Here is a 25,985-nt window from a genome sequence, read left to right on the forward strand (position 1 = left end):
GGAGCCACCATGCCGCACTTTATTGCTGAATGTACCGACAACATCCGCGAGCAGGCCGACCTGCCGGGGCTGTTCGCCAAAGTGAACGAGGCGCTCGCCGCCACGGGCATCTTCCCTATCGGCGGTATCCGCAGCCGCGCCCACTGGCTGGACACCTGGCAGATGGCCGACGGTAAGCACGATTACGCCTTTGTCCATATGACGCTGAAGATTGGCTCGGGGCGCAGTCTGGAGAGCCGGGAAGAGGTCGGTGAAATGCTGTTTGCGCTGATTAAAACGCACTTCGCGGCGCTGATGGCGAGCCGCTATCTGGCGCTGTCGTTTGAGCTGGACGAGCTGCACCCAACGCTCAATTACAAACAAAACAACGTGCACGCGTTGTTTAAGTAGACATCTTTTCCGCCCGGTGGCGCTTCGCTTACCGGACCTACAACGGCTCGAACGTAGGCCGGGTAAGCGCAGCGCCACCCGGCAACAGCCGCATAAAGGATACGCCATGCTCGATAAACACACCCATACCCTGATCGCCCAGCGTCTGCATCAGGCGGAGCAGTCCCGGGAGCAGATCCGCCAGATCTCCCTCGACTACCCGACTATCACTATCGACGACGCCTACGCCGTCCAGCGCGAATGGGTCAGCCTGAAAATTGCCGAAGGCCGCGTGCTGAAGGGCCACAAGATCGGCCTGACGTCCAAAGCGATGCAGGCCAGCTCGCAGATTAGCGAGCCGGACTACGGCGCGCTGCTGGACGACATGTTCTTCCACGACGGCAGCGACATCCCGGTTGACCGCTTTATCGTCCCGCGCATTGAAGTGGAGCTGGCCTTCGTGCTGGCAAAACCGCTGCGCGGCCCGAACTGCACGATCTTCGACGTCTACAACGCCACGGACTACGTGATCCCCGCGCTGGAGCTGATCGACGCCCGCTGCCACAACGTTGACCCGGACACCCAGCGTCCGCGCAAGGTGTTCGACACCATCTCCGATAACGCCGCCAACGCGGGCGTGATCCTCGGCGGCCGTCCGATTAAGCCCGACGAGCTGGACCTGCGCTGGATCTCCGCCCTGCTCTACCGCAACGGCGTGATCGAAGAGACCGGCGTCGCCGCAGGCGTCCTGAACCACCCGGCCAACGGCGTGGCGTGGCTGGCAAACAAGCTCGCCCCGTACGACGTGCAGCTTGAGCCTGGCCAGATCGTTCTCGGCGGCTCGTTTACCCGCCCGGTGCCCGCCAGCAGAGGCGACACCTTCCACGTCGACTACGGCAACATGGGCTCCATCAGCTGCCGCTTTGTCTAGGAGATAACCATGCAAAACGCATTCAAAGCGGCGCTGAAGGCGGGCCGCCCGCAAATTGGCCTATGGCTGGGGCTGACCAGCAGCTACAGCGCCGAACTGCTGGCCGGGGCAGGCTTCGACTGGCTGCTGATCGACGGCGAGCACGCGCCGAACAGCGTGCAGACCGTCCTGACCCAGCTGCAGGCCATCGCCCCTTATCCCAGCCAGCCGGTGGTCCGCCCGTCGTGGAACGACCCGGTGCAGATCAAACAGCTGCTGGACGTGGGCGCACAAACCCTGCTGGTGCCGATGGTGCAAAACGCCGACGAAGCGCGGCAGGCGGTACGTGCCACCCGCTACCCGCCCGCGGGCATTCGCGGCGTCGGCAGCGCCCTGGCGCGCGCCTCGCGCTGGAACCGCATTCCGGATTACCTGCAGCAGGCCAACGACGCCATGTGCGTGCTGGTGCAGATCGAAACCCGTGAGGCGCTGAAAAACCTGCCGCAGATCCTGGACGTGGACGGCGTCGACGGCGTGTTTATCGGCCCGGCGGATCTCAGCGCCGACATGGGCTTTGCCGACAATCCGCAGCACCCGGAGGTGCAGGCCGCCATTGAACAGGCGATCGCACAGATACGCGCTGCGGGTAAAGCCCCCGGCATCCTGATGGCGAACGAGCCGCTGGCAAAACGCTATCTTGAACTCGGCGCGCGGTTTGTCGCCGTCGGGGTCGACACGACCCTGCTCGCCCGCGGCGCGGAAGCGCTGGCGGCACGCTTTATCGAAAAACCGGTTACGTCAGTTAATAACAATAAATCCGTCTACTAAACGTAAGATCTGGAGCGCACCATGACGACCTCTACCCTGCAAGCCCATGATAATAAAGACGTTGAACACCGCGTCATTCACAAGCTGTTCCGACGCCTGATCGTCTTTCTCTTTATCCTGTTTGTTTTCTCGTTTCTCGATCGCATCAACATCGGCTTCGCCGGGCTGACGATGGGCAAAGATCTGGGCCTCACCTCAACCATGTTTGGCCTGGCCGCGACGCTCTTTTACGTCACCTACGTGCTGTGCGGGATCCCGAGCAACATCATGCTGGCGAAGATCGGCGCGCGCCGCTGGATCGCCGGGATCATGGTAGTGTGGGGTATTGCCTCCACCTGCACCATGTTCGCCACCAGCCCCGAAACCCTCTACGTCCTGCGCATGCTGGTGGGCATTGCCGAAGCGGGCTTCCTGCCGGGGATTCTGGTCTACCTCACCTGGTGGTTCCCCGCCTATCACCGCGCCCGCGCCAACGCGCTGTTTATGATTGCCATGCCGGTCACCATGATGCTCGGCTCAATCCTCTCCGGGTACATTCTGGCGATGGACGGGCTGTGGAACCTCAAGGGCTGGCAGTGGCTGTTCCTGCTGGAGGGTCTGCCATCGGTGGTGCTCGGCGTGGTGACCTGGTTTTACCTCAACGACACCCCGGATCAGGCCACCTGGCTGGATGAGGACGAAAAGCTGGCGCTCAAAACGATGATCGCCCGCGAGCAGGAGGTTGCCATTGCCCAATCCGTCACGCCGCGCTCGACGCTGCGCGAGGTGCTGACCCCGGCGGTGCTGCTCTACACGCTGGCCTACTTCTGCCTGACCAATACGCTGAGCGCGATCAACATCTGGACCCCGCAAATCCTGCAAAGCTTTAACACGGGGAGCAGCAACATCGTCATCGGCCTGCTGGCGGCGATCCCGCAGTTCTGCACCATCCTCGGGATGATCTGGTGGAGCCGCCGCTCCGACAGGCTGAAAGAGCGAAAAAAGCACACCATCCTGCCGTACCTGTTCGCCGCGGCGGGATGGATGCTGGCCTCCGCGACCGATCACAGCCTGATCCAGCTGCTTGGCATCATCATGGCCTCAACCGGATCGTTTACCGCCATGGCGATATTCTGGACCACGCCGGATCGGGTGATTAGCCTGCAGTCCCGCGCGGTGGCGCTGGCGGTGATCAACGCCATCGGCAACGTCGGCTCCGCCGTCAGCCCGCTGCTGATTGGGATCCTGCGCGACGCGACCGGCAGCTTCAGCTCGGGGCTGTGGTTTGTGGCCGGGCTGCTGGTGGTCGGCGCGCTGGTGCTGACGCGTATCCCGATGACGCAGCGGGATCAACAGAGGAACGATCGTGTGCCAGAGCCCTATCGCCAACATTGATATCAGCAAGGAGTACGACGAAAGTCTGGGCACCGACGATGTGCACTACCAGTCGTTCGCCCGCATGGCGGCCTTTTTTGGCCGCGACATGCAGGCGCATCGTCACGACCAGTACTTTCAGATGCACTTTCTCGATACCGGGCAGATTGAGCTCCAGCTCGACGATCACCGCTATTCGGTGCAGGCCCCGCTGTTCGTCCTCACGCCGCCGTCGGTGCCGCACGCGTTTATCACCGAATCCGACAGCGACGGACACGTGCTGACGGTGCGCGAGGATCTGATCTGGCCGCTGCTTGAGGTGCTCTACCCCGGCACGCGGGAGGCGTTTGGCCTGCCGGGGATCTGCCTTTCGCTTGCCGACAGGCCGGACGAGCTGGCGGCGCTGAAGCACTACTGGCAGCTGATTGCCCGGGAATCCACGGAGCAGCTGCCCGGGCGCGAGCATACGCTGGTCCTGCTGGCCCAGGCAGTTTTCACCCTGCTGCTGCGCAACGCGAAGCTCGACGACCACGCGTCAGGCGGCATGCGCGGCGAGCTGAAGCTGTTCCAGCGCTTTACCCAGCTGATCGACACCCACTACCACCAGCACTGGACGGTGCCGGAATACGCCAGCGAGCTACACCTGACCGAATCCCGCCTGACCGATATCTGTCGCCGCTTCGCCAACCGGCCGCCAAAACGGCTGATCTTCGACCGCCAGCTGCGCGAGGCCCGACGACTGCTGCTCTTCTCCGACAGCACGGTCAGCGAGATTGCCTGGCAGCTGGGGTTCAAAGATCCGGCCTATTTCGCCCGCTTTTTTAATCGCTTAGTGGGGTGCTCGCCGAGCGCATACCGGGCCCAGAAAGTACCGGTTTCCTGAAGGCATCACGGTTCGTAGGGCGGGTAAGCGCAGCGCCACCCGCCGAAAAGCCGCACAGATCACAAAACCACAACCCACCCGAAAAGTACCCGTCGTTGTCCCAATCGTCCCTTCACGTTACGCCCCTCTCAGGCTTCAATTAAACAACAAAAACAAAACATAAATTTAACAACACAATTCCGATACGAGGTCCCTATGAAGCCTGAAGAGTTCCGCGCTGATGCCAAACGCCCGTTAACCGGTGAAGAGTATTTAAAAAGCCTGCAGGACGGACGCGAGATTTACATCTACGGCGAGCGCGTCAAAGACGTCACCACCCATCCGGCGTTTCGCAATGCGGCGGCCTCCATCGCGCAGATGTACGACGCGCTGCACAAGCCGGACATGCAGGACACGCTGTGCTGGGGCACCGACACCGGCAGCGGCGGCTATACCCACAAGTTCTTCCGCGTGGCGAAAAGCGCCGACGACCTGCGCCAGCAGCGCGACGCCATCGCCGAGTGGTCGCGCCTGAGCTACGGCTGGATGGGCCGCACGCCGGACTACAAAGCCGCGTTCGGCTGCGCGCTGGGCGCCAACCCGGCCTTCTACGGCCAGTTCGAGCAGAACGCCCGGAACTGGTACACCCGCATTCAGGAAACCGGCCTGTACTTCAACCACGCCATCGTCAACCCGCCGATCGACCGCCACAAGCCAGCGGACGAGGTGAAAGACGTCTACATCAAGCTGGAGAAAGAGACCGACGCCGGGATTATCGTCAGCGGCGCGAAAGTGGTGGCCACCAACTCCGCCCTGACCCACTACAACATGATCGGCTTCGGCTCCGCGCAGGTGATGGGCGAAAACCCAGACTTCGCGCTGATGTTCGTCGCGCCGATGGACGCCGAGGGCGTGAAGCTGATCTCCCGCGCCTCCTACGAGATGGTGGCAGGCGCAACCGGCTCCCCTTACGACTACCCGCTCTCCAGCCGCTTTGACGAGAACGACGCCATTCTGGTAATGGATCACGTGCTGATCCCGTGGGAAAACGTGCTGATCTACCGCGATTTCGACCGCTGCCGCCGCTGGACGATGGAAGGCGGCTTTGCGCGAATGTACCCGCTGCAGGCCTGCGTGCGCCTGGCGGTGAAGCTCGACTTCATCACCGCCCTGCTGAAGAAATCCCTGGAGTGTACCGGCACCCTGGAGTTCCGCGGCGTGCAGGCGGATCTCGGCGAAGTGGTGGCCTGGCGCAACATGTTCTGGGCGCTGAGCGACTCCATGTGTTCCGAAGCCACCCCGTGGGTCAACGGTGCGTATCTTCCTGACCACGCGGCGCTGCAGACCTACCGCGTGATGGCCCCGATGGCCTACGCCAAGATCAAGAACATCATCGAGCGTAACGTCACCTCCGGGCTGATCTACCTGCCGTCCAGCGCCCGGGATCTGAACAACCCGCAGATCGACCAGTATCTGGCGAAATACGTGCGCGGCTCCAACGGCATGGACCACGTCGAACGCATCAAGATTTTGAAGCTGATGTGGGACGCCATCGGCAGCGAGTTTGGCGGCCGTCACGAGCTGTACGAAATTAACTACTCCGGCAGCCAGGATGAAATTCGCCTGCAGTGTCTGCGCCAGGCGCAGAGCTCCGGCAATATGGACAAGATGATGGCGATGGTCGACCGCTGTATGTCCGAATACGACCAACACGGCTGGACGGTGCCACACCTGCACAACAACAGCGATATCAACATGCTGGACAAGCTGCTGAAATAGCGCAGCGGGAGGTTGCAATGCATTCAGATGAACAACGCCTGCGTTTTCGCGACGCAATGAGTAGCCTGTCGGCGGCGGTTAACGTGGTCACCACCGAGGGCGAGGCGGGCCGCTGCGGCATCACCGCCACCGCCGTCTGCTCGGTCACGGACACCCCGCCGTCGGTCATGGTATGCATCAACGCCAACAGCGCCATGAACCCGGTATTCCAGGGCAACGGCAGGCTGTGCGTTAACGTGCTGAACCACGAGCAGGAGATCATGGCGCGCCATTTCGCCGGGATGACCGGTATGACGATGGAGGATCGTTTTGCCCTCTCCTGCTGGCAGAAAGGGCCGCTGGCGCAGCCGGTACTCAAGGGCGCGCTGGCCAGCCTTGAAGGCGAAATAAGCCAGGTGCAAACCATCGGCACGCATCTGGTTTATCTGGTTGAAATTAAAAACATCATTCTGAGTGACGCGGGCCACGGCCTGATCTACTTCAGGCGCCGCTTCCACCCGGTCATGCTGGAGACGGAAGTCGCCGTGTGACCCCCCTCGCGCTGGCCTTTTTTCCGGCCAGCGCCGCTTTCTGCAAAAACTCCTAAGGTTTCCGCTAAATCACGCCGTTATATACCCATAAGAGAAATTTTCTGTGCCTGAATACTGACGCCGCCTGTCAGTGCACCCGCATCATTCAGCGCATACCTATATATACAGGATGACCTTATGGCTAAAACGACGCGGAGCCGCTCGGCTGAACGTCTGGTCGATATTCTCCTTGAGCTACATTTAAACGGTGTGGTAAACCGCGGTGCGCTAATGGAGAAATTTAAAATTACCGAACGCACCGTCTACCGGGATTTAAATGCCCTCTCGCCCATTGTTGAACATACCGGTAACGGTCTATATCGGCTGATTCATTCCGCACAATCGCCGGGTGGGCAAGGATTGCATCACACTCTGGCTAACTTTCTGAATGCCGACAGCTTTTTCCCTGAAAGAAATATGGAATTCTGGCAAAAGCTTGAAACGCGCGTAGACGAAAACCATATTCTTATTCTTGGCAATGAAGCGGAACATACGGTAGAACGCGATATTCGCCGTCATTTAACGAAAATCGAGAAATCGATTAAAAACCATAATGTTTGCCAGATCGTTTATAAGGGTAAAACCCGCCTGATTAATCCCTATAAACTCATTAACAAAAAAAATATATGGTATTTACAAGCCACCGAAAATAGCCGGCTGAAATCCTTCTCATTGAGCCAGATTAGCTGGTTTGATATTCAGAAAACGACCTTCACTCCCGAAGAAAATGTTCTTGAGCTGCTGGAGAAAAGCCTCGATCCCTGGGTGTCCGAAGATACTTTCGCGGTGAAAATATTCATCAAAGATAATATTTCACATTACTTCCTGCGCCGGGATCTTCTGCCGGAACAGGAGCTGCTGGAGGAGCAGCAGGACGGCGTCACGCTGCGCTGCCAGGCGGCCCACGAGAACCAGATCCTGCCGCTGCTATTCTACTGGCTCCCCCATATTCAGATCCTGGAACCGAGCTGGCTGAAGGAGAAACTCATCAGGACGCTGGAGAGCTATCTGGCCGTAGAGCGCAACCCGAATAATCAAGTGATCTCAATCACATAATTTCGCCCTCTGGCGGCGCGCCGAAACCGCTCGTCGCCGCCTTTGACCGCTCACCCGGCACTTTCAACCACTCATTCATTTACCGTCCTTTACGCGCGCGGGGATCTGGCACGATCGCTCCAGCATTAATCAATACCTCCTCACAACGAACCCTGACCCTTTTTTCTTTACATAAAAAACCAGGTCTTACTATGGATACTAAAAAACTACTGAAGCACGTGCCCTGGGCCTTACTCGGGATCCTCGGTGCTTTCTGTCTGGCGGTTGTCGCATTACGCCGGGGCGAACACGTCAGCGCCCTGTGGATCGTGGTCGCGTCGGTTTCCGTCTACCTTGTGGCTTATCGCTACTACAGCTTATACATCGCGCAGAAGGTCATGAAGCTCGACCCGACGCGTGCCACCCCGGCGGTCATTAACAATGACGGCCTGAACTACGTGCCTACCAACCGCTACGTGCTGTTTGGTCACCACTTTGCCGCCATCGCAGGCGCTGGCCCGCTGGTCGGCCCGGTACTGGCCGCGCAGATGGGCTACCTTCCGGGTACGCTCTGGCTGCTGGCGGGCGTGGTGCTGGCGGGGGCGGTGCAGGACTTTATGGTGCTGTTTATCTCCTCGCGCCGTAACGGTTCGTCGCTGGGTGAGATGATCAAAGAAGAGATGGGCCGCGTGCCGGGCACCATCGCCCTCTTTGGCTGCTTCCTGATCATGATCATCATCCTCGCGGTGCTGGCGCTGATCGTGGTGAAAGCGCTGGCCGAAAGTCCGTGGGGCGTCTTCACCGTCTGCTCTACCGTACCGATTGCGCTGTTCATGGGCATCTACATGCGCTTCCTGCGCCCTGGCCGCGTTGGCGAGGTATCGGTGATCGGTATCGTGTTGCTGGTCGCCTCTATCTACTTCGGCGGCGTGATTGCGCACGACCCGTACTGGGGCCCGGCGCTGACCTTTAAAGACACCACCATCACCTTCGCGCTGATCGGTTACGCATTCGTTTCTGCCCTGCTGCCGGTGTGGCTGATTCTGGCTCCGCGCGACTACCTGGCGACCTTCCTGAAAATCGGCGTGATCGTCGGGCTGGCAATCGGGATTGTGATCATCAACCCTGAGCTGAAAATGCCGGCGGTAACCCAGTACATTGACGGTACCGGTCCGCTGTGGAAAGGCGCCCTGTTCCCGTTCCTGTTTATCACTATCGCCTGCGGTGCCGTGTCTGGCTTCCACGCGCTGATCTCCTCCGGCACCACGCCGAAGCTGATGGCCAATGAAACCGACGCGCGCTTCATCGGTTACGGCGCAATGCTGATGGAGTCCTTCGTGGCGATCATGGCGCTGGTTGCGGCGTCGATTATCGAGCCTGGCCTGTACTTCGCGATGAACACGCCACCAGCGGGTCTGGGCATCACCATGCCTAACCTGCATGAGATGGGCGGCGAAAATACCGCGCTGATCATGGCGCAGCTGAAAGAGGCCAGCGCACACGCGGCGGCGACCGTCAGCTCCTGGGGCTTTGTGATTTCGCCTGAGCAGATCATGCAGACCGCGAAAGACATCGGCGAACCGTCCGTGCTGAACCGCGCAGGTGGTGCACCGACGCTGGCGGTAGGTATCGCACACGTGTTCCACAAAGTGCTGCCGTGGGCGGACATGGGCTTCTGGTACCACTTCGGTATTCTGTTCGAAGCGCTGTTCATCCTCACCGCGCTGGATGCCGGTACCCGTGCGGGCCGCTTCATGCTGCAGGATCTGCTGGGTAACTTCGTGCCGTTCCTGAAGAAAACCGACTCTCTGGTGGCGGGCGTACTCGGCACCGCGGGCTGCGTAGGCCTGTGGGGTTACCTGCTGTATCAGGGCGTGGTTGACCCACTCGGCGGCGTGAAGAGCCTGTGGCCGCTGTTCGGTATCTCTAACCAGATGCTGGCGGCCGTGGCCCTGGTGCTGGGTACCGTGGTCCTCGTGAAGATGAAACGTACCAAATACATCTGGGTCACCGTGGTGCCTGCGCTGTGGCTGCTGCTCTGCACCACCTGGGCGCTGGGTCTGAAGCTGTTCAGCACCAACCCGCAGCTGGAAGGCTTCTTCTTCATGGCTAACCAGTACAAAGAGAAGATTGCTGCAGGCGGCGCGGATTTAACCGCGCAGCAGATTGCCAACATGAACCATATCGTGGTGAACAACTACACCAACGCGGGTCTGAGCATTCTGTTCCTGGTGGTGGTGTACAGCATCATCTTCTACGGCATCAAAACCTGGATGAAAGTGCGCAACATCGAAGGCCGCACGGATAAAGAAACCCCGTACGTGCCGGTACCGGAAGGCGGCGTGAAGACCTCTTCACACCACTAAAACAATGGCGGGCGGCGCTGCGCTGACCCGCCCTACAACGGTACTGTAGGCCCGGTTCGCTGCCCGCCACCGGGCTTTTTCTTATTAGGACACGTTATGTTTGGTAACTTAGGCGAAGCAAAAAAATACCTCGGTCAGGCGGCGAAAATGCTGATTGGCATCCCGGACTATGACAACTACGTTGAGCACATGAAGACCAACCATCCGGATAAGCCGTACATGACCTACACCGAATTCTTCCGCGAGCGTCAGGAAGCGCGCTACGGCGGAAGTGGAGAAGGCGGCGTCCGCTGCTGCTAAAGGAGAGACCATGACCCCGATTGCCGTTACCCTGCTGACCGGTTTCCTCGGCGCCGGTAAAACCACCCTGCTGCGCCATATTCTGAACGAGCAGCACGGCTTCAAAATCGCCGTCATCGAAAACGAATTTGGTGAAGTCTCCGTAGACGACCAGCTGATTGGCGATCGCGCCACGCAGATCAAAACCCTGACCAACGGCTGCATCTGCTGCACCCGCTCTAATGAACTGGAAGACGCCCTGCTGGACCTGCTCGACAGCCGCGACCGCGGCGACATCGACTTTGACCGCCTGGTGATCGAGTGCACCGGCATGGCCGACCCCGGCCCGATTATTCAGACCTTTTTCTCTCACGAGATCCTTTGCCAGCGCTACCTGCTAGACGGCGTCATTGCCCTGGTCGATGCGGTCCACGCCGACGATCAGATGAACCAGTTCACCATCGCCCAGTCTCAGGTGGGCTACGCCGACCGCATCCTGCTGACCAAAACCGACGTGGCGGGCGAAAGCGTTAAGCTTCGCGAGCGCCTGACGCGCATCAACTCCCGCGTGCCGATTTATACGGTGACGCACGGCGATATCGACCTGTCCCAGCTGTTCAACACTAACGGCTTTATGCTGGAAGAGAACGTCACCACAAAACCGCGCTTCCACTTTATGGGAGACAAGCAAAACGACGTGGCGTCGATTGTGGTGGAGCTGGATTACCCGGTGGACATCAGCGAGGTCTCCCGCGTGATGGAGAACCTGCTGCTGTCGTTTGCCGACAGGCTGCTGCGCTACAAAGGGATGCTGTGGATTGACGGCGAGCCGAACCGCCTGCTGTTCCAGGGCGTGCAGCGCCTGTACAGCGCCGACTGGGACCGACCGTGGGGCGATGAAGCGCCGCACAGCGTGATGGTGTTTATTGGCATCCAGCTGCCGGAGGAGGAAATTCGGGCGGCGTTTGCGAGTCTGAAGAAATAGCCTCCCCGCTTAACTATGCGCTCCGAACAATCCCCCTCTCCCCTGTGGGGAGAGGGGTGAGCGGTAAACTTATTTCACCGCCTCCGGCAGCGTCACAATCCACAGCTCGCTGTCGGACTCCGGCTTCTTCAGCGGCTTCACGCTGAGCGTGGTTTCCACCGGTTTATCCTCCAGCGTCAGCTTGCCTTCCGCGTTCACCCGGTAATCCTTAAGCTTCTTGCCCTCGACCGGGTTTTGCATCGCGACCTTCACGCCAAAGTCGTTATCGTTCGCCACCGCAAGCGTTTTGCTGTCGATCAGCGCCAGTCCTTCAGCCTTCTCCTGCTGCCAGCCCAGCGCGCGGAGATCGACCACCTGCGTTTTTGCCGCAAGGGTAATGCCGCGCTGCGCCAGGGTTTTCTCATCATCAAACTCCGGGTACTCGCCCGGCTTGTCAAAGGCGGAAAGATCGCTCGCCTTGCTGAGATCCACCTTGTAAATCAGGTTACGCATTCCGTCGTTTTTATCGCTTCCCTGCTCAATCAGCAGGATGTGCTGATTATCGAGCGCCACGATGTCGCCGATTTTGGCGTCGCTGTTTTTGTCGTAGGCCGCGCTGTCGATAGGGTAACCGTACATCGCGGTTTTGCCGGTCGCCGGGTCAAAGCTCACCAGACGGGTGAACAGCGCCTGCTTTTTGCTCTTACCGTCGATGTCCAGCGTGCTTTGCACGGCGGCGATAATGCGTCCGTCCGGCATCCGGGTCAGGCCTTCAAAGCCCCGGTTGGGCTGGCGCCATTTGATGATGTTTGGCAGACCGCCCGCGATGGATTTTTCCCCTTCCGCGGCCTGCGGCCCGTGGATCGCGAGGATTTTCCCTTTGCTGTCGACGTTAATCAGGAACGGGCCGTACTCGTCGCACAGCCAGTAGCCGCCTTTGCCGTCAGGCGTGATGCCTTCCGTATCCAGTCCGCGGTTATCACCTTTCAGGACCTTGAGGGTGTCGCTGAACGCCACTTCATTGGTGGAGCCAATCACGCCGCTTTGCAGCGGGAGACCGTTAATCTCGCCTTTATCGTCATGCAGCGGGCGGGCATCAACCGCCTCCGCTTTGCCGTTCTGGACGCGGATGGTCATCAGGAGCGGCGCGAAATCCGGCGTAACAAAGATTTTGGCTTCGTTTTTACCCATTTTTGGCGCATCGGCGTTGGGACCGCGATCGGTCACGGTCGCAAACGTCAGGGCATCGCCCTGCTTGCCCGTAAACAGCAGGCCAGAGCCAATCCCCACCGGAAGCCCGTTCGGGAACGCATCGGCAAACGCGCCGCTGTATTTCACATGGGAGCCGTCAGGGAAGCTGACGATATAGCGCTCAGCGGTAGGCTGCGCAGCCAGGCCAGAGAAAGAGAGCGCACAACCGATAAGCACAGGAATAATTTTTCTTTTCATATTGTTAGTGTCCAGTGAGTGAAGCCAACAACGTAAAGAATAAACGTGTCAGAAAAATGACATAGAAAGGCAACCGACGTGCGCGGGTGAACGTATATTCATTGCCCTGAAATGTAAGGTTGTGTTGTATTGTGTGACATCTGAAATACCTCTGGAAATTATTAGAAACCCAATTAATTCACCTCTAATCACTATCCCTTCCTCGTTCAGTTTATGTTTAGTCAAAAAATTAAACGGTGCCTAAACGTCCAAACATCACGCGTTGACACCTCGACAATCAAACATCAATGCAACATTTCAAATAAAAAAGTTAACAATATCAGCATAAAACAGCGACCTTCATCACATTTGCAGTCATAAACATCGCTTGTTAAGGTGCCCCCAGATGAATTTAATGACGAGGCATAAAACATGAAAAAACTGAATATCCTTCTTCTTTCTGCTCTGACCGCCCTCTCGGGTTCCGCTCTGGCAATGGGCGGCAGCATTGAGCAGGGTAAAAACTTTACCAACCTTAACCTCGAGATGGGGAAATCCTCATCCGGCCTGTATGCCGAAAGCAACTGGCTTAAAAACACCGATGACGGTACCCAGACCGGCGGCGTGGGCGCAGGCTACAACCTGGAAGTGGGCCCAGTGATGCTGAATGCGGGTGCCAAAGCCATTTACATCGGCCCGAAGAAAGGCGATAACGGCGTGGCGTTCCCGATCGGCGGCGGTGTGAACGTTGCCCTGACCGACAGCATCCACGTGTACGGTGAAGGCTACGTGGCGCCAGAAGGGCTGAACAACAGCGTGAAAAACTACGTGGAAGCCAACGGCGGCGTAAGCTGGACGCCAATTACGCCTGTGACCCTGAAAGTGGGTTACCGCCACGTGAGCGTTGATGGCAAGGACGGCCGCCCTGGCCACACGCTGATTGACGGCGCATATGTAGGCGGTGGAGTCACCTTCTGATGAAACACCGCATGACCGCGCTTTGCGTTCTGAGCCTCACGCTGATGCTCACCGGCTGCGTCCAGTACAAATGGGTGAAACCGGGCGTCAGCGATGCGGAAATGAATAAAAAGCTCACGGAATGCGAAGCGCAGGCGCTGATCGATCTTCCCCCGGATAACGTGGTGACCGGTTCGAGCTCGGAAAAAACGGACAAATCGAAAAAGAAAAAGGATATTTCCACGAGCTACACGGTTGAAGACGCGAATGAATATCGCCGGGATACGCTGGTTGACAGCTGCATGTTCAAAAGCGGCTGGGACAAGATCGAAGTGCAATAACCCCATAAAAAACCTGCCGGCTGGCAGGTTTTTTTTATGGCCTCTTACTGACGCACCACCACCAGCTTCTGGTTCACAAACTCTTTGATCCCCAGATCCGACAGCTCGCGTCCGTAACCGGAGCGCTTCACGCCGCCGAACGGCAGCTCTGGCGCGGTATCGGTGAGCCAGTTGATATACACCATCCCGGTCTCAATCCGCGACGCCATTTTTTTCGCGCGCTCGATATTCTGGCTGAATACCGCCCCACCCAGGCCGTAGTGGGAGTCGTTCGCCAGCGCGACCGCCTCGTCGTCGTTTTTTACCACGTACATCTGCGCCACCGGGCCGAAAAACTCTTCAAAGTACGCCGGGTTGTCGCGCGAGATATTCGTCAGGATCGTCGGTTCGAAGAAGCTCCCCTCACGCTGCACCGGCTTGCCGCCATAGTGCAGCGTCGCGCCGTTTTTCACCGCCTCGTTGACCTGTTTGGTCAGCGTTTCCAGCGCATCTTTCGACGACAGCGGCCCCAGCGTGGTGCTTTCGTCGAGCGGATCGCCAATCTTCACCTGTTTAAATGCCTCGGTGAATTTGCTCAGGAAGGCGTCGGCAATCTTTTCATGCAGGATAAAGCGCTTCGCCGCGGTACAGACCTGCCCGGCGTTGTTGAGCCGCGCATTCACGCCAATCCTGACGGCTTTGTCCAGGTCCGCATCGTCCAGCACCACGAACACGTCGTTACCGCCCAGTTCAAGGGTGGATTTCTTGATGTGCTTCGCCGCCTGCGCGGCCACCACGCTGCCGGCTTTTTCAGAGCCGGTCAGCGCTGCACCCTGCACGCGATCGTCAGCAATGATGTTCGCCACCTGCTCGGACGAGATAAACAGGTTGGTCCATGCGCCTTCCGGCGCCCCCGCCTCGCGCACCAGGTGGGCAAAGGTCTCGGCGCAGTGCGGCACGATGCTGGCATGCTTGGCGATAACGGGGTTACCCGCCGCCAGGTTTGGTGCCAGGACGCGCATCAGCTGGTAATACGGGAAGTTCCACGGCTCAACGGCCATCAGCACGCCGATGGGGTGATGCTCCACCCACGCTTCCCCGAGTTCGGATTGATACTTCACCGGGGCCAGGAACTGCTTCGCATTGTCGGCGTAGTAGCGGGCGATCTGCGCGCACAGCTTCACTTCGCCACGGCTCTGTTCGATGAGCTTACCCATCTCCTGACTGGCAATTTTCGCCAGCTCCTCGGTGCGCTCGTCGATCAGGTCGGCAAGCTTATGCAGCACCGGCAGGCGCTGGCTGATGTCGCCTTTCGCCCAGTCAGAATGGTAAAGCGCATCGGCCGCCTTCAGCGCCGCGTCGATATCCGCGTCGGTATGCGAGGGGTATTCTTTGATGAGCTGGTTAGTGGCAGGATTTACTGTCTGATAAGCCATGTCGAATCTCCTTGTTTTACCGCTTAGGGTATTAAGGGTAGTCAACATGACTGGCTGTGGACGTAAAGTTGGGTATATCCGGAAGGTTCTTAATGAAGCGCTGCAAGACGGTTCGCTGACGTGGTATAAAAAACGTCCAGAAGGAGTGCTTATGACCGATACCCGACACATCCGGCAGACTTTTCACCGCGCCTCAGGCCTTGAGCTGCGCAGCACGTGGCAGAGCACGCAGCCGTACAAACGGCACAGTCACCCTCAGCTCTCTATCGGCGCGATTATGGAAGGCCAGACCTGCTGCATTTGTCATGACAAAGAATACATCCTTAACCCCGGGGACCTCATTGTGATCCCGGCCTCTGCGCCGCACAGCTGCAACCCCGTCGCCGGGCAACCGCGCAGCTACCATATGCTCTATATCGACACCGATATTCCTCTGGCGTTACAGGTGATTCGCGACCCTGCGCTGTTTAAGCGCTACCTGGATATTGTTGAGGCGATGTCGCCTGTATCCGTGGACACGCTGCTTTCAGCCCTGCCCCGCTGCGTGACAAACGCCGACGCGCTTCGCTCAACCAGCCAGCACGTGCGGCAGGCGTTTCTTGCCGACCTGGCCGCACCGCCTTCGCTTGACGAACTTGCCCAACGATTCTCGCTGCGCAAGGAGACGCTGATCCGCACCTTCCGGCAGGATACCGGCCTGACGCCGGGCAGCTTCCTCAACATCTCCCGCGTGGAGTTCGCCAAAGCGCGACTGCGTGCCGGGGACAACATCGCCGACGTTGGCTACCAGAGCGGGTTTGCCGACCAGAGCCATTTTCATAAGACCTTCGTCAGCTATACCGCCGCCACGCCGCGCCAGTACGCGACGGGCCGATCAATATCTGACAATAAATAACGTTGGCATCACCGTAGCCTGACCTCAGATTGTTAACCGAGGTTGCTATGGAACTGTTCTTCCCTTCCGCTTTTCTCGCCCTGGCGCTGGCGCATTTTGTCGCCCTGTTAAGCCCGGGGCCGGACTTCTTCCTGCTGGTGGGCTACGCGGCGCGCTACCGACTGCGCGGCAGCGCCGGATTGTGCGTCGGCATCGCCGCGGGTAACGCGCTTTATATTGTTCTGGTGATTATCGGCTGGAGCGCGCTGCGCCAGTTTGCCTGGCTGTTTACGCTGATAGAGCTTTGCGGGGCGCTGTACCTGCTGTGGATCGGCTCGCATCTGGTACGAAGCCAACCGCAGGCACTGGCGCTGAATGAACCCCGTCAGCGCTGCCCCTCGCTGCGCAAGCAGATCCTGCTGGGGCTCGGCTCGGCGCTGCTTAATCCGAAGAACGCGCTGTTCTATCTGGCGCTGATGACGGCATTGCTGGGGCCGGACGTGACGCTGCTTCAGCAGGCAACGTGCGGCGTCTGGATGGTGACGGTGGTGCTGGCGTGGGATCTGGCGCTGGTGACGCTGATGGGTTTGCCCGCGGTCCAGCAGAAGCTCAGCCGTGCGCTGTGGCTGATAGAGCGCACGGCGGGGGTGGTGCTGATGGGGTTTGGCGGGTGGGTGCTGTGGCGGCTGCTGGAAAATATACGCTGAGATAGCGGGCAGCCAAACGCTGCCCGCTATTTATTTTTTGTTTTGATCGCGCAGCATTGCTTCACGCAAAATGGCATTGAGCCGCGTCTGATAACCTTTCCCAGGCCGTTTAAGCCACTCCATCACATCGGCGTCAATGCGTACAGATGCTTGAGTTTTGAGTGGTCGATAGAACTTCCCTCGCACCGCCCCTGACCACTGTTCATCGTCCGTGGCAGGAATATCGCTGTAATCAATCTCCGCATCTGGTTTTTCAGCTAATGCTTTGAGCTCAGCCACACGACGAGCGCTTACCTCAGGCGCACTACCGCGTTTATGTTTAACGATGCTCATAACGGCTCCTCTCTTTGCGGTCCGCCTTTCGTGCGCTAATGATACGGATGATTTCTCCTCCGCTTTCAAAACGTACCGTATGTGCGACCAGAATAACAAGAAGACCTTGCACAAGGCCGATGGTTTGCCAGCGAAATTCACCGTTCTCATAGCGATCCTGAACAGACAAATGATAAGGATCGTCGAAAACCATAACCGCATCCTCAAAGCGTATGCCATGTTTTTGCAGGTTACTTTTCGCCTTATTGCTATCCCACTCATACTCCGTTGGCATAGTGTACCCTTCCCTGATTGTATATACAAAAAAGCATATACAAATTACGCAAGGATTTAACCAAATATGTAAAAAGGTGTTTAATTCCGGAAGGCAGGTTCCAGAAGCGGGAATGACATAACGCTCCCTGCTTTGCACTTTCCCCCCGCTTCCCTCTATCCTTAACCCATGGAAAAAATAGCTGAACTCAAACGCGCCAAGCTGCTGGCGCTGTCGCTGCTGCTGGTTGCCGCCGCGGCCTTTATCACCACCCTGTTCCTGCCGCAGACCTTCTGGGTGCGCGGCGTCAAGGCCATTGCCGAGGCGGCGATGGTCGGCGCGCTGGCGGACTGGTTTGCGGTGGTCGCGCTTTTCCGCCGGGTGCCGATTCCCTTTATCTCGCGCCATACGGCGATCATCCCGCGCAATAAAGACCGGATTGGCGACAATCTCGGCCAGTTCGTGCAGGAGAAGTTTCTGGATACCCAGTCGCTGGTGGCGTTGATCCGCCGCTATGAGCCCGCACAGATGATTGGCGCCTGGTTCAGCAAGCCCGACAACGCCCAGCGCGTCGGGCTGCATCTGATGCAGGTGATGAGCGGTTTTCTTGAGCTGACTGACGACGGGCGCATTCAGCGCCTGCTCAAACGCGCGGTGCATAAGGCTATCGACAAGGTCGATTTCACCGAGACCAGCGCCGTGATGCTGGAGAGCATGACCAAAAACAACCGCCACCAGGTGCTGCTGGACGCCATCATCAACCGGTTGATTACCCTGATTCAGCGGGAAAGCACGCGAGAGTTTATCTCTGACCAGATCGTCCACTGGCTGAAGACCGAACACCCGCGCAAGGCAATGGTGCTGCCCACCGAGTGGCTGGGCGATCAGAGTGCGGAGATGGTATCGAACGCGGTCAACACGCTGCTGGACGATATCAGCCACGACCGCACGCACCAGATCCGCCAGGCGTTTGACCGCGCCACGCTGAAGCTTATCGACAACCTGAAAAACGATCCGGAGATGGCGGCAAAAGCCGGCAACATTAAGCACTACCTGAAAAACGACGAGGCGTTTAACCGCTATCTGGGGGAGATGTGGGCCGACCTGCGCCAGTGGCTGAAGGCGGATATGCAGAGTGAGGACTCGCGCGTGAAGCAGCGCATCGCCAACGCCGGGCTGTGGTTTGGCGAAACGCTGACAAACGACGCCAGCCTGCGGGCATCTCTGAACGAGCATCTGGAGCAGGCGGCGCACCGCCTCGCGCCGGATTTTGCCGCGTTCCTAACGCGCCACATCAGCGACACGGTGAAAAGCTGGGACGCCAAAGACATGTCCCGCCAGATTGAGCTCAACATCGGAAAAGATCTTCAGTTCATCCGCGTCAACGGTACGCTGGTGGGCGGGACGATTGGCCTGATCCTGTTTTTACTCTCGCAGCTGCCTGCCGTGCTGGGACATTAATCTACTTTGGGCGGCGCGATGACGTAGCGCGTCGCCTCGAAGCGGTTGAGGATCAGGTGCACCAGAAAGACCATCGTCAGCGTCGCCACCAGCGAAAAGGTGACGGAGGTGATGCGATAGAGATCGCTGAACACCAGGTCGGTGTCCGGGTGCATGTTCTGCCCGAACATAATGCCGATGGTGGTGATGCTGGAGAACCCCACGCCCGCCCCGACCTTCTCCATTACGTGCAGCCGCGCGCCAAACGCCAGCCCAAGGCCGATCAGCGGCATCATCAACAGCATATGGCTGCTGTGATCGTAGAGGATCAGCTGCACCACCAGAATATAGAGGCAGCCCAGCACCACGCCGACCACGCGCCAGATGGAGCTCATCACCGCGCCGCGATAGTGCATCGGGAACAGGATCAGAATCCCTGCCATCAGCGCCGAAAGCGAATCGCTTAAGTCGCTAATCTGAAACACGACGAATATCAGCGTCGCGACGGTGCCGGAGAGCAGCGACTCGTGGCGCACGCGGGCGTCGTCTTTCTCAATCAGCGGCGGCGGCTTGCGGGGCTCCACGTCAGGCAGGAGGTAGTTCATCAGCGCGCTCAGGCATACCGCCATCACGCTGGCTTCGATGTTCGAGAACAAAAGCGTATGCCAGTTGGTGGTGGGGTAGCTCATAAAGTTGAGCATCACGCTCTGGCACACCACGCCCATGGACCCGAACAAAAACAGCGGCCCTTTACTCATAAAGCGAAAACGCATCACGTAGAGGGCGAAGACCACCAGCGTCATGATCGCCGGCCATTGCGACAGATAGCCGATGATAATCACCATTTCGACGCAGTTAAGCGATGCGCTGAAGATAAACTGCTTCGCCACGTGGCGGTTAAACACCGGCACCAGCGACAGCAGCATGATCGGGTAGACCACGAAAAACACGCCGTAGCGGGTGTTGTAGAAGCTCGAGATGCTCAGCGCAATCATCCCAGCAAAGACGATGCGCAGGGTCTGGCGAAAGTCGTTTGCCGTATAGACGATGTTACCGTGCGGGGTAAAGACCCGCGCCAGGGTGCTAATAGACATAGTGAAGCAGGCTCACCAGGTGGATTTGCATCCCGGAGAAGAAGCGCGCAAACGGCCCTTCGCTGTTATAGAGCTGTACGGTCGCGCGGGCGCCGGTCGGCAGATGCTTCGGCAGCGGCTCGTCCAGCGAGACGTGAATGCGCATGCGCTGGGCATCGCGCACCCAGCGGTTAGAGGTCTCCGGCTCGGAGAGCTGGCCATTAACGGCCTCCTGACCGGCGAGGATCCCCGCGTCGCTGCTGGTGACGTGAGCGCGGAAAACGTGTCCCGGGAAGGCGTCAAACACCACGGCCGCATCGGTGCCCTGATGGGTATGGCGCAGGCTCTTCTCACGGAAATCGGCCACGATATCGGTCTGGTTGTTTACCAGCGCCAGCGCGGCCGAACCGGAGGAAGCGTAGAAGCCCGGGCTCAGCTGCAGGTTACTGACCGTGCCGTCCGCCTGGGCGTAGACCTTCGTCCAGCCGAGATTCAGCTCTGCTTCATCCAGCGCGTTACGGTATTTTTGCAGCGTCACGTTGCGGTGTTCTTCGCGCTCACCACGCTGGATGCGCAGGTTCCGGATGTTGGCCTGAATCGTGCTGACGGACTGCTCGCTGCTCTGCCAGGTGGTGCGAACCTTATCCAGATCCGCCTGCGAGACGTTCTGCAGGGTGCTCAGCTTCTGGTAGCGATCAAAGGTCACTTTGTCGTTACGCGCGGTCAGCACGGCGGTTTTCAGGCTGGCCTGCGCGGCAGCGATCTGCGCATCCAGCTGTTCGTTAGACAGGCGAGCCTGCTCGAGCGCGATTTGCGCCGCTTCTACCTTATTGCGAAACGGCGTGTCGTCGAGTTCAAACAGCAGATCGCCTTTCTTCACCTGGCTGTTGTTATGGACATGTACCGCCGCCACGTAGCCGGAGACGCGCGGAGACACCGGCGTCACCACGCGCATCACGGTGGAGTCCGGCGTAAGCGGGATCCAGATATCCGCGACGATAAAGTAGACAAACATCAGCAGGAAAGAGGCAATACTCACCCTTACCCAGCGGGCAAACTTTTGTTCAGGGGTCATTATTTTTCGGTCTTGTTATCTTCTTCGCGGATTGTCCGCAAATTGCAGGCGATTTGATTCAACGTGGCGCTGAAAATATCGAGATGTTCCGGCGCGATGTTTTGCGATACGCGCGCCTGATACGTCTCAATCACCTGAGTAAGCCTTTTTAATATGGCTTTTCCCTCAGGCGTCAGCGTCAGAAGCCGGATGCGCTTGTCATAAGGCGATGTGGTGCGCAGCAGGTAACCCTGTTTTTCCAGCTGTGTGAGGGTGCGCATCAGCGGCGGCAGTTCAATGCCCTGCACCTCCGCAAGCTCACTCATTGAGACGTTATCCCCGAGCTGATGAAGCTGCATCATCACCGTCCAGCTCGACTGGGTTAACCCGGTATCGAGAATGGCGTCGTCGATGACGGCACGCCACTGGCGCACGATCATCGCCATCCGCATGCCCATCGGCCTGCGGCAGAACAGTTCTTCTTCACTCATGGGGAACCTCTCGTCACACGCGGTCAAGATAATAGTTATCAGGGTAACTATCAAGAAACGAGAAGTTAAAGCGCAGGAATTGCGAAAGGTGTTACTGGAGGCGATGTACGCGTAGGCCCGGTAAGCGCAGCGCCACCGGGGGTTTTTAGCGGCTAAAAAGCCTCTTAACAGCAGCCTTTCCCGACGCCGTCACCACCACCTCCCGATACCCCGCCACCCGCTGGATCCAGCCTTTACTTTCCAGATGGTCGAGCAACAACGCACCGGCTTCTCCGCCCAGGTGAAACCGTCGCTCGCTCCAGTCCAGGCAGGCGCAGCAGGCCTTCCGGCGCGGATGCGCGCTTAACGGAATACCGAGCGCCAGGAACTGCTCCCGGCCATAGAGTGTCAATGCGGAACCGTCAGCCTCCAGCCAGCCTTCCGCCTGCATGAAATCATAGATCTGCACCGCCACCGCGCCTGCGAGATGGTCGTAGCAGGTCCGGGCGTCACGCATGGCTTTCGGCGCGCTGGTTTCCGGCGGGGTAATGCGGCTCCACGAAAGCCCCATCATCTGCTCCACCAGCGCCGCCACGTCGTGCCCGGCAAGACGATAATAGCGATGCCGCCCTTGCGACAGGCAGGTTATTAGCTGTCCTTCAACCAGCCGGGCAAGATGCCCGCTGGCGGTCGACGGCGCAACGTCTGCCGCCGCGCTCAGTTCAGTGGCCGTCCACGCACGCCCGTCCATTAGCGCACAGAGCATCTTCACGCGCGACGGATCGGCCATGGCAGCCGCCACCGCGGCAATCGCCTTTTCCAGCATCGCGCTGTTGTCAGGAGGTAAACTTGTCTTAAGCATGGGCCGCCCAGGGTTCGGTGATCTCTGCGGCCAGCTTATCATCATCCGTCAGCAGAATAAGGTGATTCGCATGGTCGCTGTACTGAGTCAGGATAGACACGCCGCGTGCTCTCCGGTTTCGGAACTGTATTCCCGCACCAGCTGCGCCACCCGAATACGGTAGAAAGAAAAAATCGACGCCCGCCCTTCGGCCTGCGCCGCCTGATGAAAGACGTTCTGCTTCCAGCGGCGGACGGCCTCTTCATCCCGCCACCAGGAAAGGGACAGGATTTTGCCGTCGGTGGTCAGGCTCTGGAACCGTTCGATATCAATAAAGCCGTCGATGTCGGCCAGTAAAGGCTTAAGCTCTGCGGCAAGCTGAAGATAGCGCGCCTGATGGGCAGGCTCGGCTTTGGCTTCGAAAAGGACTGCGATCATGGTTTTCTCTCCGTTGTGATGTTGGGGAGAGAATGCAGAATGGAGAGATACAATGCTTCGGCAAGGAGCGAAGCGTTGTGCCGGATGGCGCTGCGCTTATCCGGCCTACGGCTCATGTAGGCCCGGTAAGCGCAGCGCCACCGGGCGGGTTTTAGCCCACCATCGACCTCGGCTCCATAAACGCCCGAATTCCCCACTCGCCCATCTCGCGCCCCACGCCGGAGTGTTTGAAGCCACCAAATGGCGCTTTCGGTTCATGAGCCAGGGTGTTCACCAGCACGCGACCGGAAACAATCTGCTGTGCCACGCGTCGCGCGCGGTCCACATCGCCGCCCAGCACCATCGCGCTCAGGCCGTATTCTGTGTCGTTGGCAATGGCGATCGCCTCCGCCTCGTCCTGATAAGGGATGACGCACAGCACCGGGCCGAAGATCTCGTCGCGGGCAACCGTCATCCGGTTGTTCACGTCGGCAAACAGCGTCGGACGCACGAACCAGCCCTCCTGCGTGCCGTCCGGTCGCCCTTCGCCGCCCGCCAGCAGGCGCGCCCCTTCTTCGATTCCTTTGCGGATATAGCCCTGCACCCGCAGCCACTGCTTTTCGCTGACCATCGGGCCGACGTCTGTCGTGCTGTTGCGCGGGTCGCCGGATTTCACCGCCGCCACGGCCTGCGCCAGCGCGGTTTCGATCTCCGCCTTGCGCGAGTGAGGCACCAGAATGCGCGTCCCGGCCACGCACGCCTGACCGCTGTTCATAAACCCGGCCTGGATCACCAGCGGGATCGCCTGCACGAGATCCACATCATCCAGCAGGATCGTCGGCGATTTACCGCCCAACTCCAGCGTGACGCGCTTAAAGCTTTCCGCCGCGTTGCGCAGGATCGCCTTGCCGGTATTCGTGGAACCGGTGAACGAGATTTTCGCGACGTCCGGATGGCGGCTGAGGGTTTCGCCCACCGTCTCGCCGCGTCCGGTGACGATGTTAAACACGCCCGGCGGCAGCGCGGCGTCGCGCAGCGCTTCGGTGACAATCTGCGTTTGCAGGGCGCTCATTTCGCTCGGCTTGATGACCGCCGTGCAGCCCGCCGCCAGCGCGGCCGCCAGTTTGCCGCAGATAAACCCCGCATCGCTGTTCCACGGCGTAATCAGCCCGGCCACGCCGAGCGGCGTCATCTGCACCGTTGCGGCACCTGCTGGAGTGACAAACTCAAACGCCTCAAGCGCCTCGATGGCCTGAGCAATCACCTCTGCCGGATAGCTGGCCATCCACGCCGAGCGCGAGGCGGGCGCGCCGTACTCCTCAACAATCGCATCCAGCAGCGCATCGTGACGGGCGGCCACGGCGGCGTGCATGCGCTTCAGCGTGGCGATGCGTTCCTGCTTTGTGGTCCGGGACCACGCCGGAAACGCCGCTTTCGCCGCCGCAACGGCGCGCGCTGCGTCAACCTCATCCGCCAGACGAACCTGACCGATGACCTGCGCCGTCGCCGGGTTGTACAAATCAAACCACTCGGCACCGTGCGGGGTAACAAATTCGCCGTTAATAAAGATCTGTTCGATGGTGTGCATATAAACCTCCTCAGGCTGTGTGAGCCCAGTCTGTCACGGCTTCTCCGTTGCGATAATCCACGCTATGCTGCAAGGGTTGTTTCGATTTTCAGGATAATCTATGCATCGTTCAGGTCTGACAGAGCTGGAAGTGGTGATGGCGGTGGTGCGGCGCGGCAGCTTTCGCGGCGCGGCGCAGGAGCTCGGCATGTCCGCCACGGCGGTCAGCAACGCCATCGCCGGGCTGGAGAGCAGCCTTCAGACGCGACTTTTCAACCGCACGACCCGCAGCGTGGCGCTCACCGACGCCGGGCAGCGCTACGTGGCGCGTATCGGCCCAGCGCTACAGGAGATCCGCCTCGCCAGCGAGGAGATCCACAGCGACACCGGGGAACCCGCCGGCACGCTGCGTCTGAACGTGCCGAACCATATCGGCACCCTGTTTCTGGACCAGCTGCTGATCGACTTTATGATCCGCTACCCGAAGATGCGCGTGGAAACCGTCAGCGAAGCGCGCATGATCGACATCGTTGCCGAAGGCTATGACGCGGGGATCCGCCTTGAGGAGTCCGTGCCGCAGGACATGATCGCCGTGCCGCTGACCGGTGAGATCCGCCAGCTCGTCACCGCCACGCCGGACTATTTCGCCCGTCACGGCATACCCGAGACGCCGGACGATCTGCTTTCACACCAGGGGATCGGCATGCGTATGGCCCACGGCGGGATCTACCGCTGGGAGCTGGCCCGTCGGGGTGAAACGTACGCGCTTGCCGTGCCGCCGCGCTTTGCGACGTCCGATCTTTTTGCCTCGATCCGCGCCGTAAAAGCGGGGTTAGGGGTGGGATTTTTACCGGAACTCTATATTCAGGACGAGCTGAAAAGCGGGGAGCTGGTGAGCGTCTTAAACGACTGGGCGCAGCCGTTTGCCGGGCTGCGCCTGTACTACCCGGGCCATCGCCACGTCCCGCCGGGACTGCGGGCGCTGGTGGCGATGATCCGCGAGCGCGGGATTATTCCAGGTTAGCCTTATTCAGCCCGTACGCCGCGTCCAGCGCGCCGGGCGCCATGCGGGAGGTGATCCCCAGACGGTTCCAGGCGTTGATCGCCACGATGGCGAAGTTCAGCTCTGAAATCTCGACATCCGAGAAATGTTCCGCCACGCTGCGGTAGAGCGCATCGCTCACGCCGTGAACGCCAATCTGGGTTAGCGCTTCGGTGAAGGCCAGCGCCGCTTTTTCACGGGCGCTAAACAGCGGGGACTCGCGCCAGGCCGCCAGATGATACAGGCGCAGCTCGCGCTCGCCGGCGATTTTCGCCTCTTTTGAGTGCATATCCAGACAGAACGTACAGCCGTTCAGCTGCGACACGCGAATGTCGATCAGGTGCTTAAGCGCCGGGTCGATGGAGGTTTTTGCCACCTCCATGCTCAGGGCAGACAGCGCGTTGGCGAGGGCAGGTGTAGCTTTATGGTGGTTAACGCGAGTGCTCATGGTCTTTCCTC

28 protein-coding genes and 1 pseudogene are annotated in these 25,985 nt (G+C 59.3%); 17 read left to right on the forward strand and 12 right to left on the reverse strand.

The genetic code is table 11. The features are described 5' to 3' along the window. The first annotated feature begins 9 nt into the window (after positions 1–9). From N6P30_RS03010 to yjiA, 11 genes are all read left to right on the forward strand, one after another. Entirely contained in the window at positions 10–390 is a 381-nt protein-coding gene (locus N6P30_RS03010) for a 5-carboxymethyl-2-hydroxymuconate Delta-isomerase (RefSeq protein ID WP_023293349.1), read from the forward strand. Between the two features lie 106 nt (positions 391–496). Next, the gene (hpaH, locus tag N6P30_RS03015) at positions 497–1,300 is read left to right on the forward strand and encodes a 2-oxo-hept-4-ene-1,7-dioate hydratase (protein ID WP_023293350.1); all 804 of its coding nucleotides are present in this window, start codon (positions 497–499) and stop codon (positions 1,298–1,300) included. Between the two features lie 9 nt (positions 1,301–1,309). Further along, positions 1,310–2,107, forward strand: a complete 798-nt coding sequence (gene hpaI, locus N6P30_RS03020) for a 4-hydroxy-2-oxoheptanedioate aldolase (protein WP_023293351.1) — start codon at positions 1,310–1,312, stop codon at positions 2,105–2,107. 21 nt (positions 2,108–2,128) lie between these two features. After that, positions 2,129–3,481 carry a 4-hydroxyphenylacetate permease gene (gene hpaX / locus N6P30_RS03025; RefSeq protein ID WP_023293352.1) on the forward strand — a complete coding sequence of 451 codons (1,353 nt, stop codon included), beginning with the start codon at positions 2,129–2,131 and terminating at the stop codon, positions 3,479–3,481. Next, a complete protein-coding gene (gene hpaA, locus N6P30_RS03030) occupies positions 3,453–4,343 on the forward strand; it encodes a 4-hydroxyphenylacetate catabolism regulatory protein HpaA (protein WP_008501306.1) in 891 nt (296 codons plus the stop codon). The genes hpaX and hpaA overlap by 29 nt, the downstream gene beginning before the upstream one ends. 195 nt (positions 4,344–4,538) lie before the next feature. Further along, positions 4,539–6,101 carry a 4-hydroxyphenylacetate 3-monooxygenase, oxygenase component gene (gene hpaB / locus N6P30_RS03035; protein WP_008501307.1) on the forward strand — a complete coding sequence of 521 codons (1,563 nt, stop codon included), beginning with the start codon at positions 4,539–4,541 and terminating at the stop codon, positions 6,099–6,101. A 17-nt stretch (positions 6,102–6,118) separates the two neighbouring features. Further along, positions 6,119–6,631: a 4-hydroxyphenylacetate 3-monooxygenase reductase subunit gene (locus N6P30_RS03040; RefSeq protein WP_021240611.1), complete on the forward strand. Its 513-nt coding sequence runs from the start codon at positions 6,119–6,121 to the stop codon at positions 6,629–6,631. A gap of 177 nt (positions 6,632–6,808) precedes the next feature. Then, positions 6,809–7,726, forward strand: a complete 918-nt coding sequence (locus N6P30_RS03045) for a helix-turn-helix transcriptional regulator (protein WP_008501309.1) — start codon at positions 6,809–6,811, stop codon at positions 7,724–7,726. 191 nt (positions 7,727–7,917) lie between these two features. After that, the gene (locus N6P30_RS03050) at positions 7,918–10,071 is read left to right on the forward strand and encodes a carbon starvation CstA family protein (protein WP_023293353.1); all 2,154 of its coding nucleotides are present in this window, start codon (positions 7,918–7,920) and stop codon (positions 10,069–10,071) included. 96 nt (positions 10,072–10,167) lie between these two features. Continuing rightward, the gene (locus N6P30_RS03055; RefSeq protein ID WP_003856610.1) at positions 10,168–10,371 is read left to right on the forward strand and encodes a YbdD/YjiX family protein; all 204 of its coding nucleotides are present in this window, start codon (positions 10,168–10,170) and stop codon (positions 10,369–10,371) included. A 10-nt stretch (positions 10,372–10,381) separates the two neighbouring features. Further along, positions 10,382–11,335 carry a GTPase gene (gene yjiA / locus N6P30_RS03060; RefSeq protein ID WP_023293354.1) on the forward strand — a complete coding sequence of 318 codons (954 nt, stop codon included), beginning with the start codon at positions 10,382–10,384 and terminating at the stop codon, positions 11,333–11,335. Positions 11,336–11,404: 69 nt separating this feature from the next. On the opposite strand, the gene N6P30_RS03065 is transcribed toward yjiA, so the two are convergent. Further along, complete coding sequence (locus N6P30_RS03065; RefSeq protein WP_023293355.1) at positions 11,405–12,763, reverse strand: esterase-like activity of phytase family protein; 1,359 nt, start codon at positions 12,761–12,763, stop codon at positions 11,405–11,407. A gap of 411 nt (positions 12,764–13,174) precedes the next feature. Here N6P30_RS03065 and N6P30_RS03070 point away from each other — a divergent pair, with 411 nt between their 5' ends. Then, a complete protein-coding gene (locus tag N6P30_RS03070; RefSeq protein ID WP_008501313.1) occupies positions 13,175–13,720 on the forward strand; it encodes a YfaZ family outer membrane protein in 546 nt (181 codons plus the stop codon). Further along, positions 13,720–14,040: a hypothetical protein gene (locus N6P30_RS03075; protein ID WP_008501314.1), complete on the forward strand. Its 321-nt coding sequence runs from the start codon at positions 13,720–13,722 to the stop codon at positions 14,038–14,040. The genes N6P30_RS03070 and N6P30_RS03075 overlap by 1 nt, the downstream gene beginning before the upstream one ends. Before the next feature lie 44 nt (positions 14,041–14,084). On the opposite strand, the gene N6P30_RS03080 is transcribed toward N6P30_RS03075, so the two are convergent. Beyond that, a complete protein-coding gene (locus N6P30_RS03080) occupies positions 14,085–15,455 on the reverse strand; it encodes an NAD-dependent succinate-semialdehyde dehydrogenase (RefSeq protein ID WP_023293356.1) in 1,371 nt (456 codons plus the stop codon). 151 nt (positions 15,456–15,606) lie between these two features. Between N6P30_RS03080 and N6P30_RS03085 the strand changes: the two genes are divergently transcribed. Beyond that, entirely contained in the window at positions 15,607–16,350 is a 744-nt protein-coding gene (locus N6P30_RS03085; RefSeq protein WP_023293357.1) for a helix-turn-helix transcriptional regulator, read from the forward strand. Positions 16,351–16,397: 47 nt separating this feature from the next. Then, the gene (locus tag N6P30_RS03090) at positions 16,398–17,036 is read left to right on the forward strand and encodes a LysE family translocator (RefSeq protein WP_023293358.1); all 639 of its coding nucleotides are present in this window, start codon (positions 16,398–16,400) and stop codon (positions 17,034–17,036) included. A gap of 30 nt (positions 17,037–17,066) precedes the next feature. Here the strand turns inward: N6P30_RS03090 and N6P30_RS03095 are convergent, their stop codons facing one another. Both N6P30_RS03095 and N6P30_RS03100 read right to left on the reverse strand, forming a co-directional pair. After that, positions 17,067–17,369 carry a BrnA antitoxin family protein gene (locus N6P30_RS03095; RefSeq protein ID WP_023293359.1) on the reverse strand — a complete coding sequence of 101 codons (303 nt, stop codon included), beginning with the start codon at positions 17,367–17,369 and terminating at the stop codon, positions 17,067–17,069. Next, entirely contained in the window at positions 17,356–17,643 is a 288-nt protein-coding gene (locus N6P30_RS03100) for a BrnT family toxin (RefSeq protein ID WP_025912099.1), read from the reverse strand. The genes N6P30_RS03095 and N6P30_RS03100 overlap by 14 nt, the downstream gene beginning before the upstream one ends. Positions 17,644–17,811: 168 nt before the next feature. Here N6P30_RS03100 and N6P30_RS03105 point away from each other — a divergent pair, with 168 nt between their 5' ends. Continuing rightward, the gene (locus N6P30_RS03105) at positions 17,812–19,083 is read left to right on the forward strand and encodes a DUF445 domain-containing protein (protein ID WP_023293360.1); all 1,272 of its coding nucleotides are present in this window, start codon (positions 17,812–17,814) and stop codon (positions 19,081–19,083) included. Here the strand turns inward: N6P30_RS03105 and N6P30_RS03110 are convergent. The 7 genes and pseudogenes from N6P30_RS03110 to N6P30_RS03140 all read right to left on the reverse strand — a co-directional run bounded on the left by N6P30_RS03110 (position 19,080) and on the right by N6P30_RS03140 (position 24,505). Continuing rightward, the gene (locus N6P30_RS03110) at positions 19,080–20,156 is read right to left on the reverse strand and encodes a DUF2955 domain-containing protein (RefSeq protein ID WP_023293361.1); all 1,077 of its coding nucleotides are present in this window, start codon (positions 20,154–20,156) and stop codon (positions 19,080–19,082) included. The genes N6P30_RS03105 and N6P30_RS03110 overlap by 4 nt on opposite strands. Continuing rightward, positions 20,146–21,213: an HlyD family secretion protein gene (locus N6P30_RS03115; RefSeq protein WP_085930304.1), complete on the reverse strand. Its 1,068-nt coding sequence runs from the start codon at positions 21,211–21,213 to the stop codon at positions 20,146–20,148. Before N6P30_RS03115 ends, N6P30_RS03110 begins: the two co-directional genes overlap by 11 nt. Next, complete coding sequence (locus N6P30_RS03120) at positions 21,210–21,680, reverse strand: MarR family winged helix-turn-helix transcriptional regulator (protein WP_008501325.1); 471 nt, start codon at positions 21,678–21,680, stop codon at positions 21,210–21,212. Before N6P30_RS03120 ends, N6P30_RS03115 begins: the two co-directional genes overlap by 4 nt. A 145-nt stretch (positions 21,681–21,825) precedes the next feature. Beyond that, a complete protein-coding gene (locus N6P30_RS03125) occupies positions 21,826–22,521 on the reverse strand; it encodes an ArsR/SmtB family transcription factor (protein WP_023293362.1) in 696 nt (231 codons plus the stop codon). Then, positions 22,514–22,630 (reverse strand): annotated as a pseudogene (locus N6P30_RS03130) (amino acid-binding protein); the annotation flags it as partial. The pseudogene N6P30_RS03130 and the gene N6P30_RS03125, both read right to left, overlap by 8 nt. Next, positions 22,609–22,938: an antibiotic biosynthesis monooxygenase family protein gene (locus tag N6P30_RS03135; RefSeq protein WP_023293363.1), complete on the reverse strand. Its 330-nt coding sequence runs from the start codon at positions 22,936–22,938 to the stop codon at positions 22,609–22,611. The gene N6P30_RS03135 and the pseudogene N6P30_RS03130, both read right to left, overlap by 22 nt. A gap of 151 nt (positions 22,939–23,089) precedes the next feature. Next, on the reverse strand, positions 23,090–24,505 hold the full coding sequence (locus N6P30_RS03140) for an aldehyde dehydrogenase family protein (RefSeq protein ID WP_023293364.1): 1,416 nt from the start codon (positions 24,503–24,505) through the stop codon (positions 23,090–23,092). 100 nt (positions 24,506–24,605) lie between these two features. Between N6P30_RS03140 and N6P30_RS03145 the strand changes: the two genes are divergently transcribed. Then, a complete protein-coding gene (locus tag N6P30_RS03145; protein WP_023293365.1) occupies positions 24,606–25,508 on the forward strand; it encodes a LysR family transcriptional regulator in 903 nt (300 codons plus the stop codon). Here the strand turns inward: N6P30_RS03145 and N6P30_RS03150 are convergent. Further along, positions 25,495–25,974, reverse strand: coding sequence for a carboxymuconolactone decarboxylase family protein (locus tag N6P30_RS03150; protein WP_023293366.1), 480 nt, complete (start codon positions 25,972–25,974; stop codon positions 25,495–25,497). The genes N6P30_RS03145 and N6P30_RS03150 overlap by 14 nt on opposite strands. Positions 25,975–25,985: the final 11 nt, after the last annotated feature.

It is taken from the genome of Enterobacter sp. PL1 (genome assembly GCF_945957325.1).
In the GTDB taxonomy this organism is placed as follows: domain Bacteria; phylum Pseudomonadota; class Gammaproteobacteria; order Enterobacterales; family Enterobacteriaceae; genus Enterobacter; species Enterobacter roggenkampii.

What these genes read in the sequence shown, in the direction of transcription:
- N6P30_RS03010 (WP_023293349.1), top strand. Translation starts at nt 10, where the DNA reads ATGCCGCACTTTATTGCTGAATGTACCGACAACATCCGCGAGCAGGCC.
- hpaH (WP_023293350.1), top strand. Translation starts at nt 497, where the DNA reads ATGCTCGATAAACACACCCATACCCTGATCGCCCAGCGTCTGCATCAG.
- hpaI (WP_023293351.1), top strand. Translation starts at nt 1,310, where the DNA reads ATGCAAAACGCATTCAAAGCGGCGCTGAAGGCGGGCCGCCCGCAAATT.
- hpaX (WP_023293352.1), top strand. Translation starts at nt 2,129, where the DNA reads ATGACGACCTCTACCCTGCAAGCCCATGATAATAAAGACGTTGAACAC.
- hpaB (WP_008501307.1), top strand. Translation starts at nt 4,539, where the DNA reads ATGAAGCCTGAAGAGTTCCGCGCTGATGCCAAACGCCCGTTAACCGGT.
- N6P30_RS03040 (WP_021240611.1), top strand. Translation starts at nt 6,119, where the DNA reads ATGCATTCAGATGAACAACGCCTGCGTTTTCGCGACGCAATGAGTAGC.
- N6P30_RS03045 (WP_008501309.1), top strand. Translation starts at nt 6,809, where the DNA reads ATGGCTAAAACGACGCGGAGCCGCTCGGCTGAACGTCTGGTCGATATT.
- N6P30_RS03050 (WP_023293353.1), top strand. Translation starts at nt 7,918, where the DNA reads ATGGATACTAAAAAACTACTGAAGCACGTGCCCTGGGCCTTACTCGGG.
- N6P30_RS03055 (WP_003856610.1), top strand. Translation starts at nt 10,168, where the DNA reads ATGTTTGGTAACTTAGGCGAAGCAAAAAAATACCTCGGTCAGGCGGCG.
- yjiA (WP_023293354.1), top strand. Translation starts at nt 10,382, where the DNA reads ATGACCCCGATTGCCGTTACCCTGCTGACCGGTTTCCTCGGCGCCGGT.
- N6P30_RS03065 (WP_023293355.1), bottom strand. Translation starts at nt 12,763, where the DNA reads ATGAAAAGAAAAATTATTCCTGTGCTTATCGGTTGTGCGCTCTCTTTC.
- N6P30_RS03070 (WP_008501313.1), top strand. Translation starts at nt 13,175, where the DNA reads ATGAAAAAACTGAATATCCTTCTTCTTTCTGCTCTGACCGCCCTCTCG.
- N6P30_RS03075 (WP_008501314.1), top strand. Translation starts at nt 13,720, where the DNA reads ATGAAACACCGCATGACCGCGCTTTGCGTTCTGAGCCTCACGCTGATG.
- N6P30_RS03080 (WP_023293356.1), bottom strand. Translation starts at nt 15,455, where the DNA reads ATGGCTTATCAGACAGTAAATCCTGCCACTAACCAGCTCATCAAAGAA.
- N6P30_RS03085 (WP_023293357.1), top strand. Translation starts at nt 15,607, where the DNA reads ATGACCGATACCCGACACATCCGGCAGACTTTTCACCGCGCCTCAGGC.
- N6P30_RS03090 (WP_023293358.1), top strand. Translation starts at nt 16,398, where the DNA reads ATGGAACTGTTCTTCCCTTCCGCTTTTCTCGCCCTGGCGCTGGCGCAT.
- N6P30_RS03095 (WP_023293359.1), bottom strand. Translation starts at nt 17,369, where the DNA reads ATGAGCATCGTTAAACATAAACGCGGTAGTGCGCCTGAGGTAAGCGCT.
- N6P30_RS03100 (WP_025912099.1), bottom strand. Translation starts at nt 17,643, where the DNA reads ATGCCAACGGAGTATGAGTGGGATAGCAATAAGGCGAAAAGTAACCTG.
- N6P30_RS03105 (WP_023293360.1), top strand. Translation starts at nt 17,812, where the DNA reads ATGGAAAAAATAGCTGAACTCAAACGCGCCAAGCTGCTGGCGCTGTCG.
- N6P30_RS03110 (WP_023293361.1), bottom strand. Translation starts at nt 20,156, where the DNA reads ATGTCTATTAGCACCCTGGCGCGGGTCTTTACCCCGCACGGTAACATC.
- N6P30_RS03120 (WP_008501325.1), bottom strand. Translation starts at nt 21,680, where the DNA reads ATGAGTGAAGAAGAACTGTTCTGCCGCAGGCCGATGGGCATGCGGATG.
- N6P30_RS03125 (WP_023293362.1), bottom strand. Translation starts at nt 22,521, where the DNA reads ATGCTTAAGACAAGTTTACCTCCTGACAACAGCGCGATGCTGGAAAAG.
- N6P30_RS03135 (WP_023293363.1), bottom strand. Translation starts at nt 22,938, where the DNA reads ATGATCGCAGTCCTTTTCGAAGCCAAAGCCGAGCCTGCCCATCAGGCG.
- N6P30_RS03140 (WP_023293364.1), bottom strand. Translation starts at nt 24,505, where the DNA reads ATGCACACCATCGAACAGATCTTTATTAACGGCGAATTTGTTACCCCG.
- N6P30_RS03145 (WP_023293365.1), top strand. Translation starts at nt 24,606, where the DNA reads ATGCATCGTTCAGGTCTGACAGAGCTGGAAGTGGTGATGGCGGTGGTG.
- N6P30_RS03150 (WP_023293366.1), bottom strand. Translation starts at nt 25,974, where the DNA reads ATGAGCACTCGCGTTAACCACCATAAAGCTACACCTGCCCTCGCCAAC.